This window comes from Neisseria dumasiana (genome assembly GCF_022870885.1).
GTDB classification, from domain to species: Bacteria; Pseudomonadota; Gammaproteobacteria; order Burkholderiales; family Neisseriaceae; genus Neisseria; species Neisseria dumasiana.
Map to the genome: position 1 here is coordinate 411,810 of NZ_CP091509.1, position 18,205 is coordinate 430,014.

At 48.7% G+C, this 18,205-nt stretch carries 15 protein-coding genes and 2 pseudogenes; 6 read left to right on the forward strand and 11 right to left on the reverse strand.

The genetic code is table 11. The annotated features are described in order from the left end of the window. Positions 1-357 precede the first annotated feature (357 nt). Positions 358-956 (forward strand): annotated as a pseudogene (locus LVJ88_RS01880) (transposase); the annotation flags it as partial. Positions 957-1,064: 108 nt separating this feature from the next. After that, a pseudogene (locus tag LVJ88_RS01885) lies at positions 1,065-1,428 on the forward strand (transposase); the annotation flags it as partial. A gap of 142 nt (positions 1,429-1,570) precedes the next feature. Here LVJ88_RS01885 and LVJ88_RS01890 read toward each other — a convergent pair. The 7 genes from LVJ88_RS01890 to LVJ88_RS01920 all read right to left on the reverse strand — a co-directional run bounded on the left by LVJ88_RS01890 (position 1,571) and on the right by LVJ88_RS01920 (position 9,126). Then, positions 1,571-2,398 carry an undecaprenyl-diphosphate phosphatase gene (locus LVJ88_RS01890; RefSeq protein ID WP_085359933.1) on the reverse strand — a complete coding sequence of 276 codons (828 nt, stop codon included), beginning with the start codon at positions 2,396-2,398 and terminating at the stop codon, positions 1,571-1,573. 72 nt (positions 2,399-2,470) lie between these two features. Further along, on the reverse strand, positions 2,471-3,184 hold the full coding sequence (locus LVJ88_RS01895) for a thiol:disulfide interchange protein DsbA/DsbL (RefSeq protein WP_085359935.1): 714 nt from the start codon (positions 3,182-3,184) through the stop codon (positions 2,471-2,473). Positions 3,185-3,200: 16 nt separating this feature from the next. After that, positions 3,201-4,034, reverse strand: a complete 834-nt coding sequence (locus LVJ88_RS01900; RefSeq protein WP_085418796.1) for an SPOR domain-containing protein — start codon at positions 4,032-4,034, stop codon at positions 3,201-3,203. A gap of 113 nt (positions 4,035-4,147) precedes the next feature. Further along, positions 4,148-5,638, reverse strand: coding sequence for a YifB family Mg chelatase-like AAA ATPase (locus tag LVJ88_RS01905; RefSeq protein ID WP_085418797.1), 1,491 nt, complete (start codon positions 5,636-5,638; stop codon positions 4,148-4,150). Between the two features lie 15 nt (positions 5,639-5,653). After that, complete coding sequence (locus tag LVJ88_RS01910) at positions 5,654-5,935, reverse strand: accessory factor UbiK family protein (RefSeq protein WP_054599906.1); 282 nt, start codon at positions 5,933-5,935, stop codon at positions 5,654-5,656. 115 nt (positions 5,936-6,050) lie between these two features. Then, complete coding sequence (locus LVJ88_RS01915; RefSeq protein WP_085418798.1) at positions 6,051-7,523, reverse strand: amino acid permease; 1,473 nt, start codon at positions 7,521-7,523, stop codon at positions 6,051-6,053. A 286-nt stretch (positions 7,524-7,809) separates the two neighbouring features. Then, the gene (locus LVJ88_RS01920; RefSeq protein ID WP_054599926.1) at positions 7,810-9,126 is read right to left on the reverse strand and encodes a M23 family metallopeptidase; all 1,317 of its coding nucleotides are present in this window, start codon (positions 9,124-9,126) and stop codon (positions 7,810-7,812) included. Between the two features lie 1,101 nt (positions 9,127-10,227). On the opposite strand from LVJ88_RS01920, the gene LVJ88_RS01925 reads away from it, so the two are divergent. Then, positions 10,228-11,154: a hypothetical protein gene (locus LVJ88_RS01925; RefSeq protein ID WP_342346019.1), complete on the forward strand. Its 927-nt coding sequence runs from the start codon at positions 10,228-10,230 to the stop codon at positions 11,152-11,154. Positions 11,155-11,244: 90 nt separating this feature from the next. Here LVJ88_RS01925 and orn read toward each other — a convergent pair whose 3' ends face one another. The 4 genes from orn to LVJ88_RS01945 all read right to left on the reverse strand — a co-directional run bounded on the left by orn (position 11,245) and on the right by LVJ88_RS01945 (position 14,544). Then, positions 11,245-11,799: an oligoribonuclease gene (orn, locus tag LVJ88_RS01930; RefSeq protein WP_054599908.1), complete on the reverse strand. Its 555-nt coding sequence runs from the start codon at positions 11,797-11,799 to the stop codon at positions 11,245-11,247. Positions 11,800-11,930: 131 nt separating this feature from the next. Then, complete coding sequence (locus LVJ88_RS01935) at positions 11,931-12,623, reverse strand: hypothetical protein (protein ID WP_085419065.1); 693 nt, start codon at positions 12,621-12,623, stop codon at positions 11,931-11,933. 49 nt (positions 12,624-12,672) lie between these two features. Beyond that, a complete protein-coding gene (locus LVJ88_RS01940) occupies positions 12,673-13,326 on the reverse strand; it encodes an IS1595 family transposase (RefSeq protein ID WP_085417784.1) in 654 nt (217 codons plus the stop codon). 354 nt (positions 13,327-13,680) lie between these two features. Then, a complete protein-coding gene (locus tag LVJ88_RS01945; protein ID WP_085418516.1) occupies positions 13,681-14,544 on the reverse strand; it encodes a Slam-dependent surface lipoprotein in 864 nt (287 codons plus the stop codon). Positions 14,545-14,848: 304 nt separating this feature from the next. Here LVJ88_RS01945 and cysE point away from each other — a divergent pair, with 304 nt between their 5' ends. The 3 genes from cysE to LVJ88_RS01960 all read left to right on the forward strand — a co-directional run bounded on the left by cysE (position 14,849) and on the right by LVJ88_RS01960 (position 18,197). After that, entirely contained in the window at positions 14,849-15,652 is an 804-nt protein-coding gene (gene cysE / locus LVJ88_RS01950) for a serine O-acetyltransferase (RefSeq protein ID WP_085418515.1), read from the forward strand. A gap of 435 nt (positions 15,653-16,087) precedes the next feature. Beyond that, positions 16,088-17,611 (forward strand): fumarate hydratase, encoded by a 1,524-nt coding sequence (locus tag LVJ88_RS01955; RefSeq protein WP_085418514.1) that lies wholly within the window; start codon positions 16,088-16,090, stop codon positions 17,609-17,611. A gap of 190 nt (positions 17,612-17,801) precedes the next feature. Next, positions 17,802-18,197: a rhodanese-like domain-containing protein gene (locus LVJ88_RS01960; RefSeq protein WP_085418513.1), complete on the forward strand. Its 396-nt coding sequence runs from the start codon at positions 17,802-17,804 to the stop codon at positions 18,195-18,197. Positions 18,198-18,205 lie beyond the last annotated feature (8 nt).

Below are 18,205 nucleotides of genomic sequence, written 5' to 3' on the forward strand. Positions count from 1 at the left end.
TTTACCCCAATTTAAACTATTGCAATATTCCTAAATCTGTATAGATTCGTTATTAATGAAGGTATATTGACAAAATAAGATAGTTTAATTTTATTTTTAAGATCTGTATCCTACATTAAAGGATATAGATCTTTTTTATTATCGCTGCGTTATATCTATATATTCAATCAACTTATTTTTGAAACAAGGCAGCAACGCTGTAGTAAAAGTTAAGTTGATTGAATATATATAATTGGCAGGGACACGATAAGACTAATGCTGTGGATGCGCTACATGGCAACGGGTTCTTTGCTGAGTCTTTTACAAAATTCCCCCAAATCCCCTAAATTCCCTCCTAAGACATTTAGGGGATTTCTCATGAGCACCTTCTTTCAGCATACCGCCCAAACTATGATTGCCAAACGCATCGACCGCTTCCCCCTGTTGAAGCTGGAGCAGGTGATTGATTGGTAACCGATCGAGCATTACCTCAACCGTCAAAGAACCCGCTACCTTCGAGAACACCGCGGCCGTCCCGCCTATCCCCGCTATCCATGTTCAAAGCCGTTCTACTCGGCCAATAGCACAGCCTTTCCGATCCCGAACTCGAACACAGCCTTATTACCCGCATCGATTTCCATCTGTTTTGCCGTTTTGACGAACTGAGCATACCCGATCACACCACCTTATGCCGTTACCGCAACTGGCTGGCGCAAGACAACATCTTGGCCGAATTATTGGATCTGATTAACCGCCAACTGACTGACAAGGGCTTAAAAGTAGAGAAAGTATCCGCCGCCATCGTTGACGCCACCATTATTCAGACGGCCGGCGGCAAACAGCGTCAGGCCATAGAAGTGGATGACGAAGGGCAAGTCAACAGCCAAACCACACCGAGTAAAGACAGCGATGCCCGTTGGATGAAGAAAGACGGCCGATACAGGCTGGGTTACAAGCAACATACCCGTACCGATGCCCGAACGCTATAGCCAATCAACTTAACTTTTACTACGGCGTTGCTGCGCCTTGCCGTACTATCTGTACTGTCTTCGGCTTGCTGCCTTGTATTAAAAATTAATTTGATTGACTATATATCGAGAAACTGCACATCACTGCCGCCAATGCCTATGAGTGCAAACACCTACTACTAAAGGCTATGACAGCATGGAAAACCGGCAACATCTGGAAGAACGTCAGCTGCGGGACGGCATCATGTGCAAATCCCACCGCAACCGCCCGTTGACGGAAGCGCAAACTAAGCGTAACCGACACTTATCGAAAACCCGTTATGTGGTCGAGCAAAGCTTTGGTACGCTGCACCGCAAATTCGGCTATGGCCGGGCAGCCTATTTGGGTTTGAGCAAAGTGAGTGCGCAAAGCCACCTGAAGGCGATGTGTTTGAATCTGTTGAAAGCAGCCAACAGGCTGCGTGCGCCTGTTGCCGTCTGAAAGGCGGTTCAGATGCCCGATTATCGGGTATCTGAGGAGAATAAAGGTATTTAGGATGAAAAACAGCCGAAATCCTGTGTTTAGGTTTCGGCTGATGGGTAAAATGGACTATTTCGCAAAGGTCTCTACTTATTTATATTGCTTACATTTCAGTCCAGCTGACCCAGCCCATTTTCCAAGTCAATAAAATCAAGCCACCAAAAATGATGCGGTAGTAAGCAAATGGCACATAATTTTTTGTTGCAACAAATTTTAATAAAGCTTTAACAGCTAGCAAGCCTGCGGCAAAGGCTGAGATGAAGCCTATTGCGATTAAGCCTATATCTTGTGCATTAAATAACTTGTAATGTTTCAAAACATCATAAGTTGTGGCCGCGATCATGACTGGAACGGCGAGAAAAAACGAAAATTCTGTTGCTACTTTGCGCTCTAGCCCCCATAACATGCCTCCCATGATTGTACTGCCGGAGCGAGAAGTTCCTGGTACAAGCGCGCAGATTTGCGCCAAACCTACCACTAAGGCATCACGGATACGCATCTCGTCAACATTATTTACTTTAGGCTTAACTGCCGTTTGCCGACGTTCTATCCATAATATGATGAAGCCGCCGACAACTAAAGCCGTTGCTACGGTAATCGGATTAAATAGAAATGTTTTGATGTGTTTGCTGAAAATCAATCCTACTACTGCTGCCGGAATGAATGCAATGCCTAAATTGATAACAAATCGGTTAACAGTTTTATCGCGTCCGACATGCGTAATAACATGAGAGAAACGCTGGCGGTATTCAAAGATCACAGCCAAAACAGCTCCGAGCTGAATGGCAATTTCAAAAACTTTTCCATTACTGTGGAAATTAATCAAATCTCCTACTACGATCAGGTGACCGGTGCTGGAGATAGGTAGAAATTCCGTAAGCCCTTCAATAATGCCCAAGATGAGGGCTTTTAACAGTAATAAAATATCCATAATATATTCAGACGGCCTTTTAAATAGTTAAGGCAGCCCGTTTAGAGCTGCCCGGATTGTGATGTTCTTCACTTATTTATTTGCAGCCTTGGCGATCATTGCGCCCTTGCTTTTTAAAGCAGGGGCATTAAGGGCTGTTGGTTTGGCTTTCGAGGGTGCTTTCATGCCCCGCTCGCTGCGAACTTTAGCAATAAGCTCATCGATGGTTTTCATGCCGGCATTCCAATCTCCGGTAAATTTAACTTGGTATTTACCGCCGACAATAACGGTGGGTGTGCCGCTGATTTGATAGGTGTTTGTCAGCTCTTCCATTTTTTTAGCTTGTGCAGGATTGCTAAATGAATCATAAGCTGCAATCAATTTTTTACCATCAAACCCTTTTTGATTTTCTGCCCATTGTTTAAAAGTGTTGGTGTCGGCCAAATTGATGCGTTGTTCGTAAACAGCTTTAAATACTTCCGGATTGGCTTGGTATTTTAAACCGGAACTGTTAACGGCAGCGGCGACCCGTGCAAAGCCTAAATGTTCCGGTTGCCATACGACATGTTCGTTTCGCAGATAGGTGTCGGCAGGAAAGGTTTTGCTGTGTTTCAACAGAATAGGGTCGAGATGGTAGCAATGTACGCAGAAATAGCCGAAAAATTCCAAAACTTCGATTTTGTCGGGTTGTATTTGGGGAATGGGTTGGGGCAATACTGTATAGTCCGTTCCTTCGGTTGCCGAATAAGCGTTCGCAGCCAATGCTAATGAAGCCAGAGCAGTCAGTAATGTGGTTTTAAGTTTCATGTGCTTTCCTAAAATTTTATTTTACAGTACGGGCAAAACTATCTACGCCGTGTTGTTTCAAGGTTTGTTGGGTGCGGCTGGCAGTTTCTTTGTTCATTTTACCGCTTTGGACACGGTAAACACGTTTGCCGTTTGCTTCGCTTTCTACCACGCTGCTTGAAACCCCCATCATGGCAAGCTTGGCGCGGTGAGTTTCAGCACTTTCACGATTATTGAAAGAACCCATTTGCAGTACGGTGCGACCGGTTTCTGCACGGTCGGATTGGCGTGTTTCTGATTTTTTACCGGCATCTTTTTTCGCTGCTTCGGCGCGTGCTTTTTCACGTGCTTTTTCGATACTGCCGCTTTCCAGAATTTGTTCAGGAGAAGGTTTGGTAATTTTTTGAGGTTGTTCTTTTTTCTCCGGTTGTTTTATATCCGCTTTTTTCTGTTCGTGTTTTTTAGGTTCTTGAACAGGCTTAGGTTCGGCTTTTGGTTTAGCTGGTGTTACTGCCGCGGTTTGAGATTTCTGCTCTTCTTTAATTTCGGTTTTTATCTCAGGTTGCGAAGAGGCGGGTGCGGAGACTTCTTTTGCTTCAGGATGCAAAACTTCTTGAGATGCTGCCGTATCAACAGGCTCGGAGCTTTGCATTACGGGCTCGCTTACCGAATGAGCAGGGGAAACGGCAGTATCACTGCTTTTAGGCGTGAGAATTTCCGGTTTGGGCAACTCTTTGGGTGTTTCTTGTTTAAAAGCTTTCTCATTGCCTTTATTGATAAAGAATACAATGGCAGCAATAATTACTGTTGCCAACAGCAAACCCAACATAAAACCTGAGAGGCCTTTACCATATGGTTTTTTTATATTCATAAAACACCTAAATACCTTATCTTTATTCTATTCATGAGGCCGTCTGAAAAAGAACCGAGACCTGTTTTCAGACGGCGCATTTTAGCAACATAATTATATTTAAAGCAAAAAGCTTACAAAGCGCGACGAAAACTTACTGCGCGTAACACATGTTGTTTGGTTACGGTTTCGTTGCTGTTTAAGTCTGCCAATGTTCGCGCTACCCGCATAATGCGGTGGTAACTGCGGGCAGAGAGTGACAGCTTTTCCAATAAACTGCCTAAAGTTTCCGCGGCCTCCTTAGAGACCATTGCTGCGTTATCCAGTTCCGTAACGCTCAACGCTGCGTTAATCTTGCCTTGCCGTTGATATTGGCGTTCTCTTGCGGCTTGCACCCGTTGTCGAACTTCTGCACTGCTTTCGCCCGGTTCCTGCTGCATCAGTTCGGCGGAAGAAAGTGCCGGTACTTCAATGGTTAAATCAATGCGATCCAGCAAAGGTCCTGAGATTTTTCCACGGTAACGCGCAATACTTTCCGGCGTGCAGCGGCACGGTTTGACCGGATGGCCGAGATAGCCGCACGGACATGGGTTCATTGCGGCAACCAGTTGGAATTTGGCGGGATACACTGCTTTATGAGAAGCTCGGGAAATATGGATTTCGCCATTCTCAAGAGGCTCCCGTAAAACTTCTAAAACTTTACGGTCAAACTCGGGAAGCTCGTCTAAAAATAAAATTCCCCGATGGGCTAAGGAAATTTCTCCGGGGCCCGAATTTCCGCCTACTATGGCCACTTGGCTGGAAGTATGATGAGGAGCCTGTACGGGCACGCCGTAGCCTAATTCCTGTCTGTGATTGGGCAGGAGAGAGCGCAACGACCATACTTCGATCAATTCTTCGTCAGTTAGCGGCGGCAAAATACCCGGCAGGCGTTGTGCCAGCATGGATTTGCCGGTGCCGGGCGGCCCCATCATTAACAGGCTGTGTCCGCCTGCTGCGGCAATTTCCAAAGCCAAACGGGCGGTATGTTGGCCTTTGACGTCTTTCAAGTCCGGCAGATTGTGATATTCAGACGGCCTGTTAGTTATATCGTAAACTGTTTGGGCAAGCGGCTCAACAGCGTTGAGATGGGCGGCCACCTTGCAGAGATTGTCGGCACCGTAAACGGTAATGTCTTTCATTACTGCGGCTTGCTTGGCGTTTTCAGACGGCAGCACAAATGCTCTTCCGGCCTGCATTCCCTGCCATGCCATTGCTAAAGCACCGCGCACGGGGCGTAAAGTGCCGGAAAGCGCCAATTCTCCCGCAAATTCGTAGCGGTGCAGCTGTTCGGCGGAAATTTGGCCGGAAGCGGCAAGAATGCCCAGAGCGATGGGTAAATCGAAGCGCCCTGATTCTTTGGGTAGATCGGCCGGAGCAAGGTTGACGGTGATTTTTTTGGCGGGAAAGTCAAATCCGCTTTGTATGATGGCGGCGCGAACACGGTCGCGGCTTTCTTTGACTTCGGTGTCGGGCAGGCCGACGATATTAAAAGCGGGTAAACCGTTGGCAAGGTGGGCTTCCACCTCAACCAACGGTGCATTCATGCCGTTTAGTGCACGGCTGTAAACAAGGGCAAGCGACATCTGTTTCAGACGGCCTTATTCAACTTGTTCAGGCACTTCGCCGGTGGTTTCGACTTGTTGGAGCGGTTGCTCGCCTTCAAGCTTGGCCAAACGTGCTTCCAGTTCGGCCAGTTTGGTGCGGGTTTTAATCAAAACTTGCTGTTGGATATCGAATTCTTCCCGCGTAACCAAGTCCATGCGGTTGAATGCGCTGCCTAAAAGTGCTTTCACGTTTTTTTCAACGTCTTTGGCCGGGCTGTTGGCGATGGTTTCGCTCAATTTGGCAGACACTTCTTCAAACAGTTTCTTACCGATCATTTTGCTGCTCCTTAAAGTATGGGGTTACGTTCATTGTATAGTGAATCAGGCCGTCTGAAAACTGCTGCGGGCAGTGTTTCAGACGGCCTGTTCCGTATTGGAGCCTGGTTAACCGTTAATGGGCATCTTGGCTCAAGTCTACTTCTTTCAAGGGTACTTTGCGGGTTTTATAGCGCAGCTTGTGGTAGAAATAGAAGCCTAAAAATACCGGCAGTCCCATATAGGTAATGATGATGCGGTCCCAATCCAAGCTGCCTTTGAGAACCAGTTCGGTATCTTGGCCGATAATCACCAACACGCACAATGCCAAAGCAAGCAAGGGGCCGAAAGGGAACCATTTGGCGCGGTATACCAGTGCGTTCAAATCTTTGCCTTGAGCCACATAGGCGCGGCGGAAGCGGTAATGGCTCACGGCAATGCCCAGCCATGCGATAAAACCGGTTAGCCCTGAAGCGGCAAGAATGTATTGGTATGTTTTGTCGCTGGTTAACTGCAACATAAAGACGAGCAAAACCACCGCTCCGGTAGCCAGCAGCGATAAAACCGGTACGCCGCTGATGTTGGTGCGGGCAAAAGCTTTATAGGCCAAGCCGTCTTTGGCCATGGCATACAGCATGCGGGTGGAAGCATACATGCCTGAATTGCCTGCCGACAAAATCGAAGTCAGAATCACCGCGTTCATGACGGCGGCGGCAAAAGCCAAGCCTGCGCGTTCGAATACAAGCGTAAACGGCGATTTGGCGATTTCGTTCACGTCCGCGCCCAATAATTGCGGACTGGTGTAGGGAATCAGCAGGCCGATAACCAAAATAGCTAAAATGTAGAAAATCAGGATGCGCCAAAACACTTGTTTGACAGCTTTGGGAATGCTTTCTTCGGGGTTTTCGGATTCACCGGCGGTAATGCCGATCAATTCGGTGCCTTGAAATGAGAAGCCCGCAATCAGGAATACGCCGAGCATGGTCAGAAATTGTCCGGCTACGCCGTCGCCTAAAAACGGCGCATCGCCTACGGTCATATTGCTCAGGCCGACAAATTCTCCGCTGAGAATGCCGAGAATGGTGAGCAAACCAACGGCCAGAAACACGATAACGGTGACGACTTTAATCAGCGCAAACCAATATTCCGATTCGCCGTATGCGCGGACGGAAAGCGTGTTGAGCAGGAAAATCACCGCAAAAAACAGCAGGCTCCACGCCCACGGCTCCATAAACCGCATCGGTTCCCAATAGGTAATCACAACCGCAGCAATCACCACGTCGGCGGCAACGGTAATGACCCAGTTAAACCAGTAGTTCCAACCCAATGCAAAGCCCAAAGAGGGGTCGACAAAGCGGGTGGCGTAGGTGCTGAAAGAGCCGGAGGTAGGCAGATAGGTTGCCATTTCGCCCAGCGACGTCATTAAGAAATAAACCATTAGGCCGATGGCTGCATAGGCCAACAGTGCGCCGCCGGGGCCTGCGGAACTGATGGCGGTGCCGCTGGCCATAAACAGCCCCGTACCGATACAGCCACCGATGGCGATCATCGATAAATGCCGCGTTTTCAGACGGCGTTTTACCTGAGTATTGTGTTGAATGTCTGACATAATGTTAATCCGGTTTATAAAGCCGCAACAAAAAGTAAAAAAACGGTAAAAATCGCATCATACAGAAAAACCGTTTTTCCGTGTGCGGATTGTTGCCATTCTGTTTGGAATTTGCCCATTGCTGTTTTGTTATATAGTCAATCAGCTCATTTGTAATACAAGGCATGGCAAAGTCGTAGTCGAAATTAAGTTGATTGACTATACACGTTTATCAGCACGTTACATATACAATAAAACACCCGCACGATGAGCGTCGTTTGGGTGTTTGGATACTGCAATGAAAAGCTTAATCGAGCTGCGTAACAGATACCGGCAGATTACGCACGGCGGCCAACGTAGCAGAATGGGTTTCCTGCTGTTTGCGGAACTCAGCCATATTGGTCGGCGTTAACTTAGGCGTGGGCAAAGCAATTGCCGTCGGGTTCATATGCTGGCCGTTTTTACGCACTTCATAGTGCAGATGCGGGCCGGTTGAACGTCCGGTGCTGCCTACATAGCCGATGACTTCGCCTGCCTTCACTTTGCCTTGTGCGGGAGAGAACGCGCTCATATGGGCATACAGAGTTTCAATGCCGTTGCTGTGCGTCAGCACCACCGTATTGCCATAGCCGCCTTTCCAGCCTTTGAAAGTCAGCGTACCGTCGGCAGTTGCGCGGATGGGTGTGCCGGTGGCGGCGGCATAGTCGATGCCGGTGTGCATTTTTACGGTGTGCAAAACAGGGTGGACACGCATGCCGTATGGCGAAGAAATCCGCGTATATTCCACCGGTTTTACATTAAAACCGTCGGTCAGATGCAGCGCTTTGCCGTGCTGATCGTAGTAGCTGCCGCTTTCTTCATCGCCTTTGCCTTGGCTATAGTAATAAGCCTGATAGGTTTTGCCGTCTTTTACCACTTCGGCCGCCAAAATATCGCCGGTGGCCATTTCCTGACCACGGAAATACATGCTATTGTACAGCAGGCGGATGGAATCGCCTTCGCCCAACTCTTCAACATTCACAACATCGTTGAAAATTTCGCTGAGCGATTCGCGAATCTCTACCGGCACGCCGGCTTGGGCAAGCGCACCGCGGGCGGAAGTCCGCACCTGCACCGAACGTAGAGTAGGCATGGTTTCCATATCAATGGCGGAAGTAGAAGTACCCCATTTGCCGTTCACTTTTTCAATCGCCACCAAATCGCGGAAACCGTTGTCGTCGTCGTTGAAGAACTGCACATCGGTTACGTCACCCGACGCATCAAAGCGCACGTTAACCGACTGGCCGGCACGGAGTTGGATTAAATCGCGGTCGATGGAGCTGTGTACCAACACTTGGCGGATATTTTCTTCCGATACGCCGATTCGGAACAGTACGTCGGTAAGCGAATCGCCGGGCTGAACGGCTTCTTGCGCCCAGTAGCTGCCGTTTACTACGCCGCTTTCCACATAAACGGGCGGTAACTCTTCCATCACACGTTCGGCACGATACAACTCTTTTTCAGGTTGGGGTTCGTTTACCGCATAAGCGGCAACCATGCCCGATACGGGCAGCAATACGCCCAAAATCGACCAGCGGACAGGTTTGTTTTGCCAAAAGCGTCCTGCCGCCGCCACAGCAGGCAATGCGGGAAGGGCGGATACGGCGGCGCGTATCGGTTTGACCGCGGACTTAAACGCCGACATTTTTCCTTTTGCAGGTGGCGCGGCAATAGATGCGTCCACGGGTGCAACGGATTCGGGTGCAGATTCGGTTTGTGCGGTTGCCGGTGTGTCAGGCAGTTCCGCAGCAACAGCCTGTTGTGCCGATTTTTGCTCTGCCGCGTTGTTGGCCGCGTTTGCGGAAACAGCGGAAACGTCGGATGATGCTGAGGCAACAGTGATGTTTTCAGACGGCCTTTCGGCAGCAATGACCGGCGATAACGGCTGTTGGGTCTTTTGTTCAACCGTTTCTGCGGCAGGCAATTCGTTGCGAACAACAGCCGTTGTGTTGTCGGCAGGCTGTTGCTGTTTGATAAATGCAGAAGGTTTGACATTGATTGCCGGTTTGAAACCCATTGCCAGTGATTTGGCCGCGGCTACTCTGGCGGTGGCCACTAATTGGGGTACTTCTGAAGATTCGGCAGCAGGCGTTTGCTGAATGTTTCCGGCAGTTTCTTCAACAGCTTCTGCCGTCTGAATGTTTTCAGAAGACGATGCCGGTGGAGCCGTATCGAATTGGAGCTGCTCCGGCCTTACCATCACCGGCTCAACCGGCACGGATTTCACTTCGAGCGGAGTCGTCATCATCGGTTCGGCAGAAAGCACCGCTGAATCCAGTGCAATACGTTCGGTTTCCGTGTGTACGATGCTGCTGTCGGCGGTGTTTGCTTCGCTTTCGGGGGTAACGACCGATAAAGTGCCGTGGTCGTTATTTTGGGCGGGTGCCTTTAAAAAATTACTCAAGGGCTTTGTCATATTCGGCCTCTTAAATGCTTATCTGTATGCGGATAAATCCGTTTTTTGTGCTATTGCTTTGATTTTCACAAGGATTTTATACGCTTCTTTTCATGTTGAAGTTTACCATAAAACCTGTGCGCCTGCTTTAAGCAGGTGTTTTGCTGCGTGAAAAATACGCACAATAGCGTAAAATATGCGCGGTTTGATTACCTGAACATATTTACTCCCATGTATTTAACCTTAGCCCTCCCTGCTTTAAATTTAAACACTTCGGAAAACATTCCGCCAATGTATTTGCCTTCACTCAATAAAATGCTGCGTTTCGGTCGTTATATTGCAACACCGTCGAGGCCGTCTGAATTTTATGCACGCTATCTGTGGAACGGCAGTCTGCTCGATGCGGCCAAGCAATATTTGAATATTCCGCAACATCAGGCCGCCGTGTTCGCCAGCCCTGTGTGGCAGCAGATGGGCATGCACCAAATGGATATGCTCGGCGGTGCCGACATTCAAATCCGGGCGGAAGAGGCCGCTGAATGGTGTGCCGGCCTGAATGATTTTTTAGAGCAAGACGGCTGGTGTTTTCATGTGGTGCGCCCCGATTTATGGCTGCTTACCTTGCCTTCTTCTCCGCGTTGGCAGGCTGCGCCTGTGTTCGATGTGCTCGGGCAGGTAGACGGCACGGTGCGGGCGGAAGGGCCGGACAGTGGTATCTGGCTGCAAAAACAAACCGAAATCCAGATGTGGCTGTACAGCCATCCGCTCAACGCCGTGCGTAATGCTGCAAAAGCCCCCAATGTTAATGGCTTATGGCTGTGGCACGACGTGGCCGGCAGCCAAACGTCTTTGCCGCTGTTGGCGTGCGACAGCCCGTGGGCGCAGTTTTATGCGGGGGAAAAAGCGGATGCTCCGTATGATTTTGCGGCTTGGCAAAATGTGGTGCAGGAACATGGGCGTTCCTTTTCAGACGGCTTGATATTTTTAGACGATTTGGTTGTAACCCGACACACTTCCGATGTATGGGCTTATAAAGACATTTTGGAGAAATGGGAAAACAATTGGTTTGCCCCGTTATGGAGGGCACTTGAAACAGGCCGTCTGAAAGGCTTGAGCATCGTTACCGATGGCGACAACGGGGGCTGTTTGAATATCAAACCCAAAGCAGGCCGCGCGTTTTGGAAGAGAAGGAAAGAATTTGCGGGCAGACTCGTTTAGCTTGCTTGCGCATGATTGGATTTTAGGCGGAGTGCGGTACACAAACAGCCTCAGGCACCGGATGGCCTGAGGCTGTTTTCCAAATGGGGCTTAATGTTGCGGCAGTTTGATGAATGTGTCGCGGTAATAACGCATTTCTTCAATACTTTCCAGAATATCGTCCAAAGCCTGATGCGAGCCTTTTTTCACTATGCCTTTATAAACGGGCGGATTCCAGCGGCGCGCCAGTTCTTTCAGGGTAGATACATCTAAATTGCGGTAATGGAAATAGGCTTCCAGTTTGGGCATATAACGCACCATAAAACGGCGGTCTTGATGAATGGTGTTGCCGCACATCGGTGTGGTTTTTTCGGGAATCCAACCGGCCATAAAGTCCAACAGTTTTTGTTCCACTTCGGCCTCGGTATATGTCGATTCGCGAACCCGCTGTGTTAAGCCGGTGCGGGCATGGGTGGCGGTATTCCATTCGTCCATATTGTTCAAAATATCGTCGCTTTGGTGGATGGCATACACTTCCGATTGCGCCAGCACGTTCAAATCTTGGTCGGTAATAATCATCGCCACTTCGATGATTTTGTCGGTATCCGGGTTCAACCCGGTCATTTCCATATCGAGCCAGCACAGATGGTTTGCATTTTGGGTCATGTTTTCAGACGGCCTTTGCTACTTAGAGTTTGTTTGAAAAAAAAAAAGAGATTATAAAGGATTTTCAACCGGCACGTCTTTTGAGGGGGCGGGGCGGGCTTTGGGGTATTGCGCGGCCGGAAAGATGATTTCTACAAATCAAAATCGTTGGCAAAGTATTTCGGCATTTCCACTACGTTGATTTTGTAACCTTTCAGAGTGGTGTGGTTGAAAAATACAAATTCGTGGTTGTTGCAGATTTTTTCGCCCATGATATAAACATCGCTGCTGCTGGCCAAAATATAGTACGGCTTATTTTCATACATCATTTTGTCGTAGGTGGTGCGGAAATAAGGCCGGGTGTATCCGATGGAGAAAGCAAGCACCGTAAAATAGAGAAAAATAAATACCGTAAAAAACGGCGAGTAATGCTCTTTGTGCCGAATCAGCGACATATCTATGCGGATACGGTTGCCTATGCGGTGGAAAACCGCAGAGAACATTAAAGATACGCCTAAGTAAACCCATAAAACCTTTATCGGCATGTAACCGGCAAACAGATAAAAACCGATAACGATAGGAAAGAATAATACACTCAACAATATGAAAATTCTGAGAAAACCGATATTTTCAAACCAACGGCTTTGCTTGACTACGCGGAGCAGCACATAGCCTAGGCCGTAACCGGTGGCCAAAATAATCGAAGTGATGCACACATAAAACAAACTGCGGGCCACATTGTCCGGCCCTTTTGACACATGCCACCACGGGTAGCCGTAAAAAAGTGCCTGACCCCAACCGTAACAATACGCTGTTGCCCAACTGGTGATGCCCAAGAATGCCATTGAAACCGATGATTGGATGATTTTATTTAGGGGCTGAAGTAGATTAGCCCTAAACACCACACCAAAGCCGCAAAGTTTTTAACTGCTGCTTTGGTGTCCCGAAGTTAAAACGAAACTCACATTCTTTCAAGAACAGAGGAAAAGATTTTCGGTCAATTCCGTTGTATTTGCGCAAGACACGTTTCGCCTGATTCCAAAAATTCTCAATGCCGTTGATATGGTTGTGTCGGTCGGCAAACTTTTTGCTGTGATTAATCCTGTGATGGTGAAAACCGCTGACATCCAACACGTCGTAACTGCTCAGGCAGTCCGTATAAACTACGCTATCAGGTGTAATTTTCCTTGTAATAACAGGAAATAAACTTTCCTTTCGGGCATTATTCACTACAACCGTATAAACCTTACCTCCACGTTTAAGGATACCGAAAACCACCACTTTACCTGCTGCTCCCCTACCGCGCTTTCCTTTACGCTTACCGCCGAAATAGCTCTCATCCAATTCTATAGTGCCCTCAAAAACCTGATCTGCTTCCAAAGCCAAATGATGGCTGATAACAAGACGGATTTTACGGTAGAAGAGAATAGCCGTATTGGGCTGAATACCCAAGATATCGGCAGCAGAACGTGCGGTTACCTCCAATACAAAATATTCAAGCAGTTTTCTTTGCAGACTCTTCTTTAACTTACAGTGGGTTATCTTCATTTTGGCAGCCTATCATGACTGCTAATCTACGTCAGCCCCTTTATTTAAGCTGCGAATCATTATTACAACGAAAGTTAAATTTTAAACAATTTTCTGAAATATTATTACATGGAGGGTATGGGATGCAATTTCCAACCATGCTTTTTGAATATAATTTGATATAAATCTAATTTGCAAAATATGAGAATCCAAACGATTGGTAATTAAATTATTTTAAAAACAATTATTTGAATATGAGTGAACACAATCGGCAGCATACCCAATAGTATGCTGCCGATTTTTGATAGGATGTTTCAGGTGGCCTTCAGTTTGCGTGGCAATACATTTTAAATGTTTTCGCCGTCAAATCAGCCGTTACTTTCTCGAACCGCCTATGCCGATTTCACCGCCGGAATGGTAAATCATGCCGCCGATTTCTTCCGCGTTGGGGCCGAAGAAGGTGAGGGTGTAATCGCCGTGGCCTTTTTTCTCGGTTTGTACCGAACCTTCAATACCTTTGCCAACCGCACGGTCGCCCAAAGTGTTGAGCTGAACCACATTTTTAATGTCGGCTTCTTTCAAAGTAATCTTACCGGTTTCCTCAATGCCGGTTACGCTGCCGCTGCCTTTGCCTGAGTTGAAGTCAACCTGATAATTCAGACGGCCTGTACCCGAATCGCTGAATGCTTGGCCGGTGTAAGTGTATTTACCGGTTTCAGGCAGGGTTTGGGTGATATTGCCGGTAACCAAGCCGATCCGCATCGGGTCTTGCAGGATAATGTCTTTGCCGTTGTCATCTTTGGCAATTTTGCGTTTCGGGCCTAAGTAACCGGCAATGATGGAATGCTTTTGGCGGTAGGCTCTGATGCTTCCGCCGTTTGCAGTCGGAACGCTGTTCAATGCAGACAGGGCAAAATCGTCCAACACGATTTTTTTGCCTCCCGCATGGGTGTGGCCGTTGATGGTTACGGTGTAGGGTTTCAACGGGGCAGGGGCGGCAGAGCGGAACGCGCCGTTGTTTTGGGCGGCCTTACTGCCTGCATTATTGGCACTCACGGCAATCGGTTGTGCATCAACGGCCGTTCGGGTAACAGAGCTTGTAGTAGTGGTAACAGTAGATTGGGTTGAAGGTTGACCGCTGCCGCCACCGCCACATGCGGATAATGCCAGCATTACCAAACCTGAAAGTGCAATAGTTGAGTTATTGTTGTTTTTTCCTCTAGATGTGAAGCTTGCCATAATACATAAAATCCTTTCTTGAGATGATAAGGATTCTCATCATATCGGCTAAAATTGAGCTTATCAACCGCTTATATAAAAAAACAACCGAATATCTTTAAGTTTTGTTTAGTTGCATATCATAAAATCATGCTTTCCGATAGTCTCCGATTCTTCTGAAAAGCCTATTAAAACAGAGATTATCACTTATTTAACCATTTTTGATGTTGTATTGCATTCCTTAAAAATAGAAACTCATTTCTTGCCAAAAATACCACACTTAATATATAACAAACATCCCACCTACGTTTTCAGACGGCCCATCATGAAAAAAGACCACCTCAATACTCCCGATTTCGATTTGTGGCAGGCTATCCGCCTTGAAACCGAAGAAGCCGTTGCTGCCGAACCGCTGCTGGCCAGCTTTCTCCATCAAACCGTGTTGCGCCACGCTTCGCTCGATTCTGTGTTGGCTTACCATTTATCAAGTAAACTTTCCAGCCCGATTATGGATGCCCGCGCGCTGTTTGAGATGTATCAACAGGCTTTATGCTGCGATACCGATATTATCGAAGCGGTAAAGCTCGACCTATTGGCCTGCTACGAACGCGACCCCGCCTGCGACGAATATTCGCTGCCCCTGCTTTATTTCAAAGGTTTTCATGCAATACAGGCGCACCGCATCAACCATTGGCTGTATGAACACGGACGCAAAACGTTGGCTTATTTTCTGCAGAACCGTTCGTCTGAAGTGTTCGGAGTCGATATACACCCTGCCGCCCGTTTCGGCCACGGTTTGATGCTCGACCATGCAACAGGTTTTGTTGCCGGCGAAACGGCGGTGCTGGGCAACAATATTTCTATTCTGCACGGCGTAACGCTCGGCGGTTCGGGCAAAGAAAGCGGAGACCGCCATCCGAAAGTGGGCGACGGCGTGATGATCGGTGCCAATGCTTCTATTTTGGGCAATATCCGCATCGGGGAAAGTGCCAAAATCGGTGCCGGCAGCGTGGTGGTGGCAGATGTGGCAGCGCACACCACCGTAGTGGGCGTTCCGGCCAAACCTACCGGCAAAGCAGTTAATAATCCGGCGGGCGAAATGGATCAAAGTATGGGCTTTATGATCTGATGTGCCGGTAGGCTTTGCTTTTACCGCTCAACTCAAACCGATACCCTATATAAGTAAACAGGTATCCGCACACATCCTACCGGATGGGCTGACAGGCCGCTCTGCCTGTATCTGCCCATCCGGTTTTGTCAACATACCCGCGTTCAAACGCCGTGTTTCTCATTCTGCTCTTTTTAAAATTAACGCAAATTAACAATATAACCCTGTATTCTTTACCCAAAGGCCGTCTGAAAAGGCCTGTACAACAACACAAACCGAAACCCGCCAAGCCGTCTCAAACAATACAGCAAGCCGTTCGATGTCATACTGCGGCCTTGCCGTATCTGTGTGTGAAAGTAACGATTCTGCAAGCCTTTAAAAGCTGAAAATCAACTTTTACCGGTATGGTTCGGCCGGTGTTTCAAACCATCAAACCACTCCAAAGGAACACTCTTCATGGCCATCATCAAACAAGAAGACTTCATTCAAAGCATTGCCGATGCTTTCCAATTCATCAGCTACTACCACCCCGTCGATTACATCCAAGCCTTATACAAAGCGTGGCAGAAAGAAGAAAACCCTGCCGCTAAAGACGCGATGACGCAGATTTTGGTCAACAGCCGCATGTGCGCCGAAGGCCACCGCCCCATCTGCCAAGATACCGGCATCGCCACCGTATTCCTGAAAATCGGCATGAACGTGCAATGGGATGCGCAAATGAGCGTGCAAGACATGGTGAACGAAGGCGTGCGCCGTGCTTATACTCATCCCGACAACACTTTACGCGCTTCGGTTTTGGCCGATCCTGCGGGCAAACGCCAAAACACCAAAGACAACACGCCGGCGGTCATCCACATGGAAGTGGTTGCAGGCGACAAAATCGAAGTAACCTGCGCGGCCAAAGGCGGCGGTTCGGAAAACAAATCCAAGCTCGCCATGCTTAACCCTTCTGATTCGATTGTCGATTGGGTGCTGAAAACCATCCCCACTATGGGCGCGGGCTGGTGTCCGCCCGGCATCCTGGGTATCGGCATCGGCGGTACACCCGAAAAGGCTACTTTGCTGGCCAAAGAATCGTTGATGAGCCACGTCGATATTCACGAATTACAGGAAAAAGCCGCTTCGGGTGCGGAACTCTCCACCACCGAAGCCCTGCGTTTGGAGTTGTTTGAAAAAGTGAACGCGCTGGGCATCGGCGCACAAGGCTTGGGCGGCCTGACCACCGTTCTCGACGTAAAAATCTTGGATTACCCCACCCACGCCGCGTCCAAACCCGTAGCCATGATTCCGAACTGCGCCGCCACCCGCCATGTGGAATTTGAATTGGACGGCTCCGGCCCCGCCGTACTGACCCCGCCTTCGCTCGATGATTGGCCGGACATCACATACAGCCCCGACAACGGCAAGCGCGTGGACGTAAACAATCTCACCAAAGAAGAAGTGGCCACTTGGAAAATGGGCGATGTGCTTTTGCTCAACGGCAAAATCTACACCGGCCGCGATGCTGCCCACAAACGCATGGTCGATATGCTCAACAAAGGCGAAAAACTGCCGGTCGATTTCACCAACAAACTGATTTACTACGTCGGCCCGGTTGACCCCGTGCGCGACGAAGTAGTCGGCCCCGCCGGCCCCACCACCGCCACCCGCATGGATAAATTCACCCGCCAAATGCTGGAGCAAACCGGCTTGCTCGGCATGATCGGCAAATCCGAACGCGGCGCAGCGGCCTGCGAAGCCATTGCCGACAACCAAGCCGTTTATCTGATGGCCGTGGGCGGTTCGGCCTACTTGGTGGCCAAAGCTATTAAAGAAGCCAAAGTCGTGGCCTTTGAAGACTTGGGCATGGAAGCGATTTACGAGTTTGAAGTGAAAGACATGCCCGTAACCGTGGCGGTGGACAGCAGCGGAAAATCCGTACACGCCATCGCGCCGAAACAATGGCAGGCAAAAATCGGCATTATTCCGGTTGAAGCCTAATACTGATTTTGTTTAAATAAGGCCGTCTGAAAGTATTTTTTTCAGACGGCCTAAACTATTATGAGCAATACCAGATAGCGTTGTCGGCCGAGATTGCGGCGGTATATTTTGTTCAGAACCCGTATCGGCAGCGAGCCGTGCCTGCAAACGGGTTAATCTTGCTGACTGCGAACAAGCAAAGGAGAAAATCATGCCGATTACAAAAGGATTCAAAACGCTGGTTAACGAAGCCATGAGCCAAATCACCACGCACAGCGTTGAAGAAGCGCGCCGCCGTGCCGAATCGGGAAAAGCCACCTTAATCGACATCCGCGACATCCGCGAACTCGAACACAGCGGCAGAGTACCCAATGCCTTTCATGCGCCGCGCGGGATGCTCGAATTTTGGGTTGACCCCGAATCGCCCTACCACAAACCGATATTTGCCAACGAAGATACCGAGTTTATTTTGTTTTGCGGTGCCGGCTGGCGCAGCGCCTTAGCCACCAAAACCCTGCAAGATATGGGCATGAACAACGTTTCCCACATCGACGGCGGCTTTGCGGCGTGGAAAGAACAAAACGCGCCTATCGAGAAAAACGCTTGATTATCAAG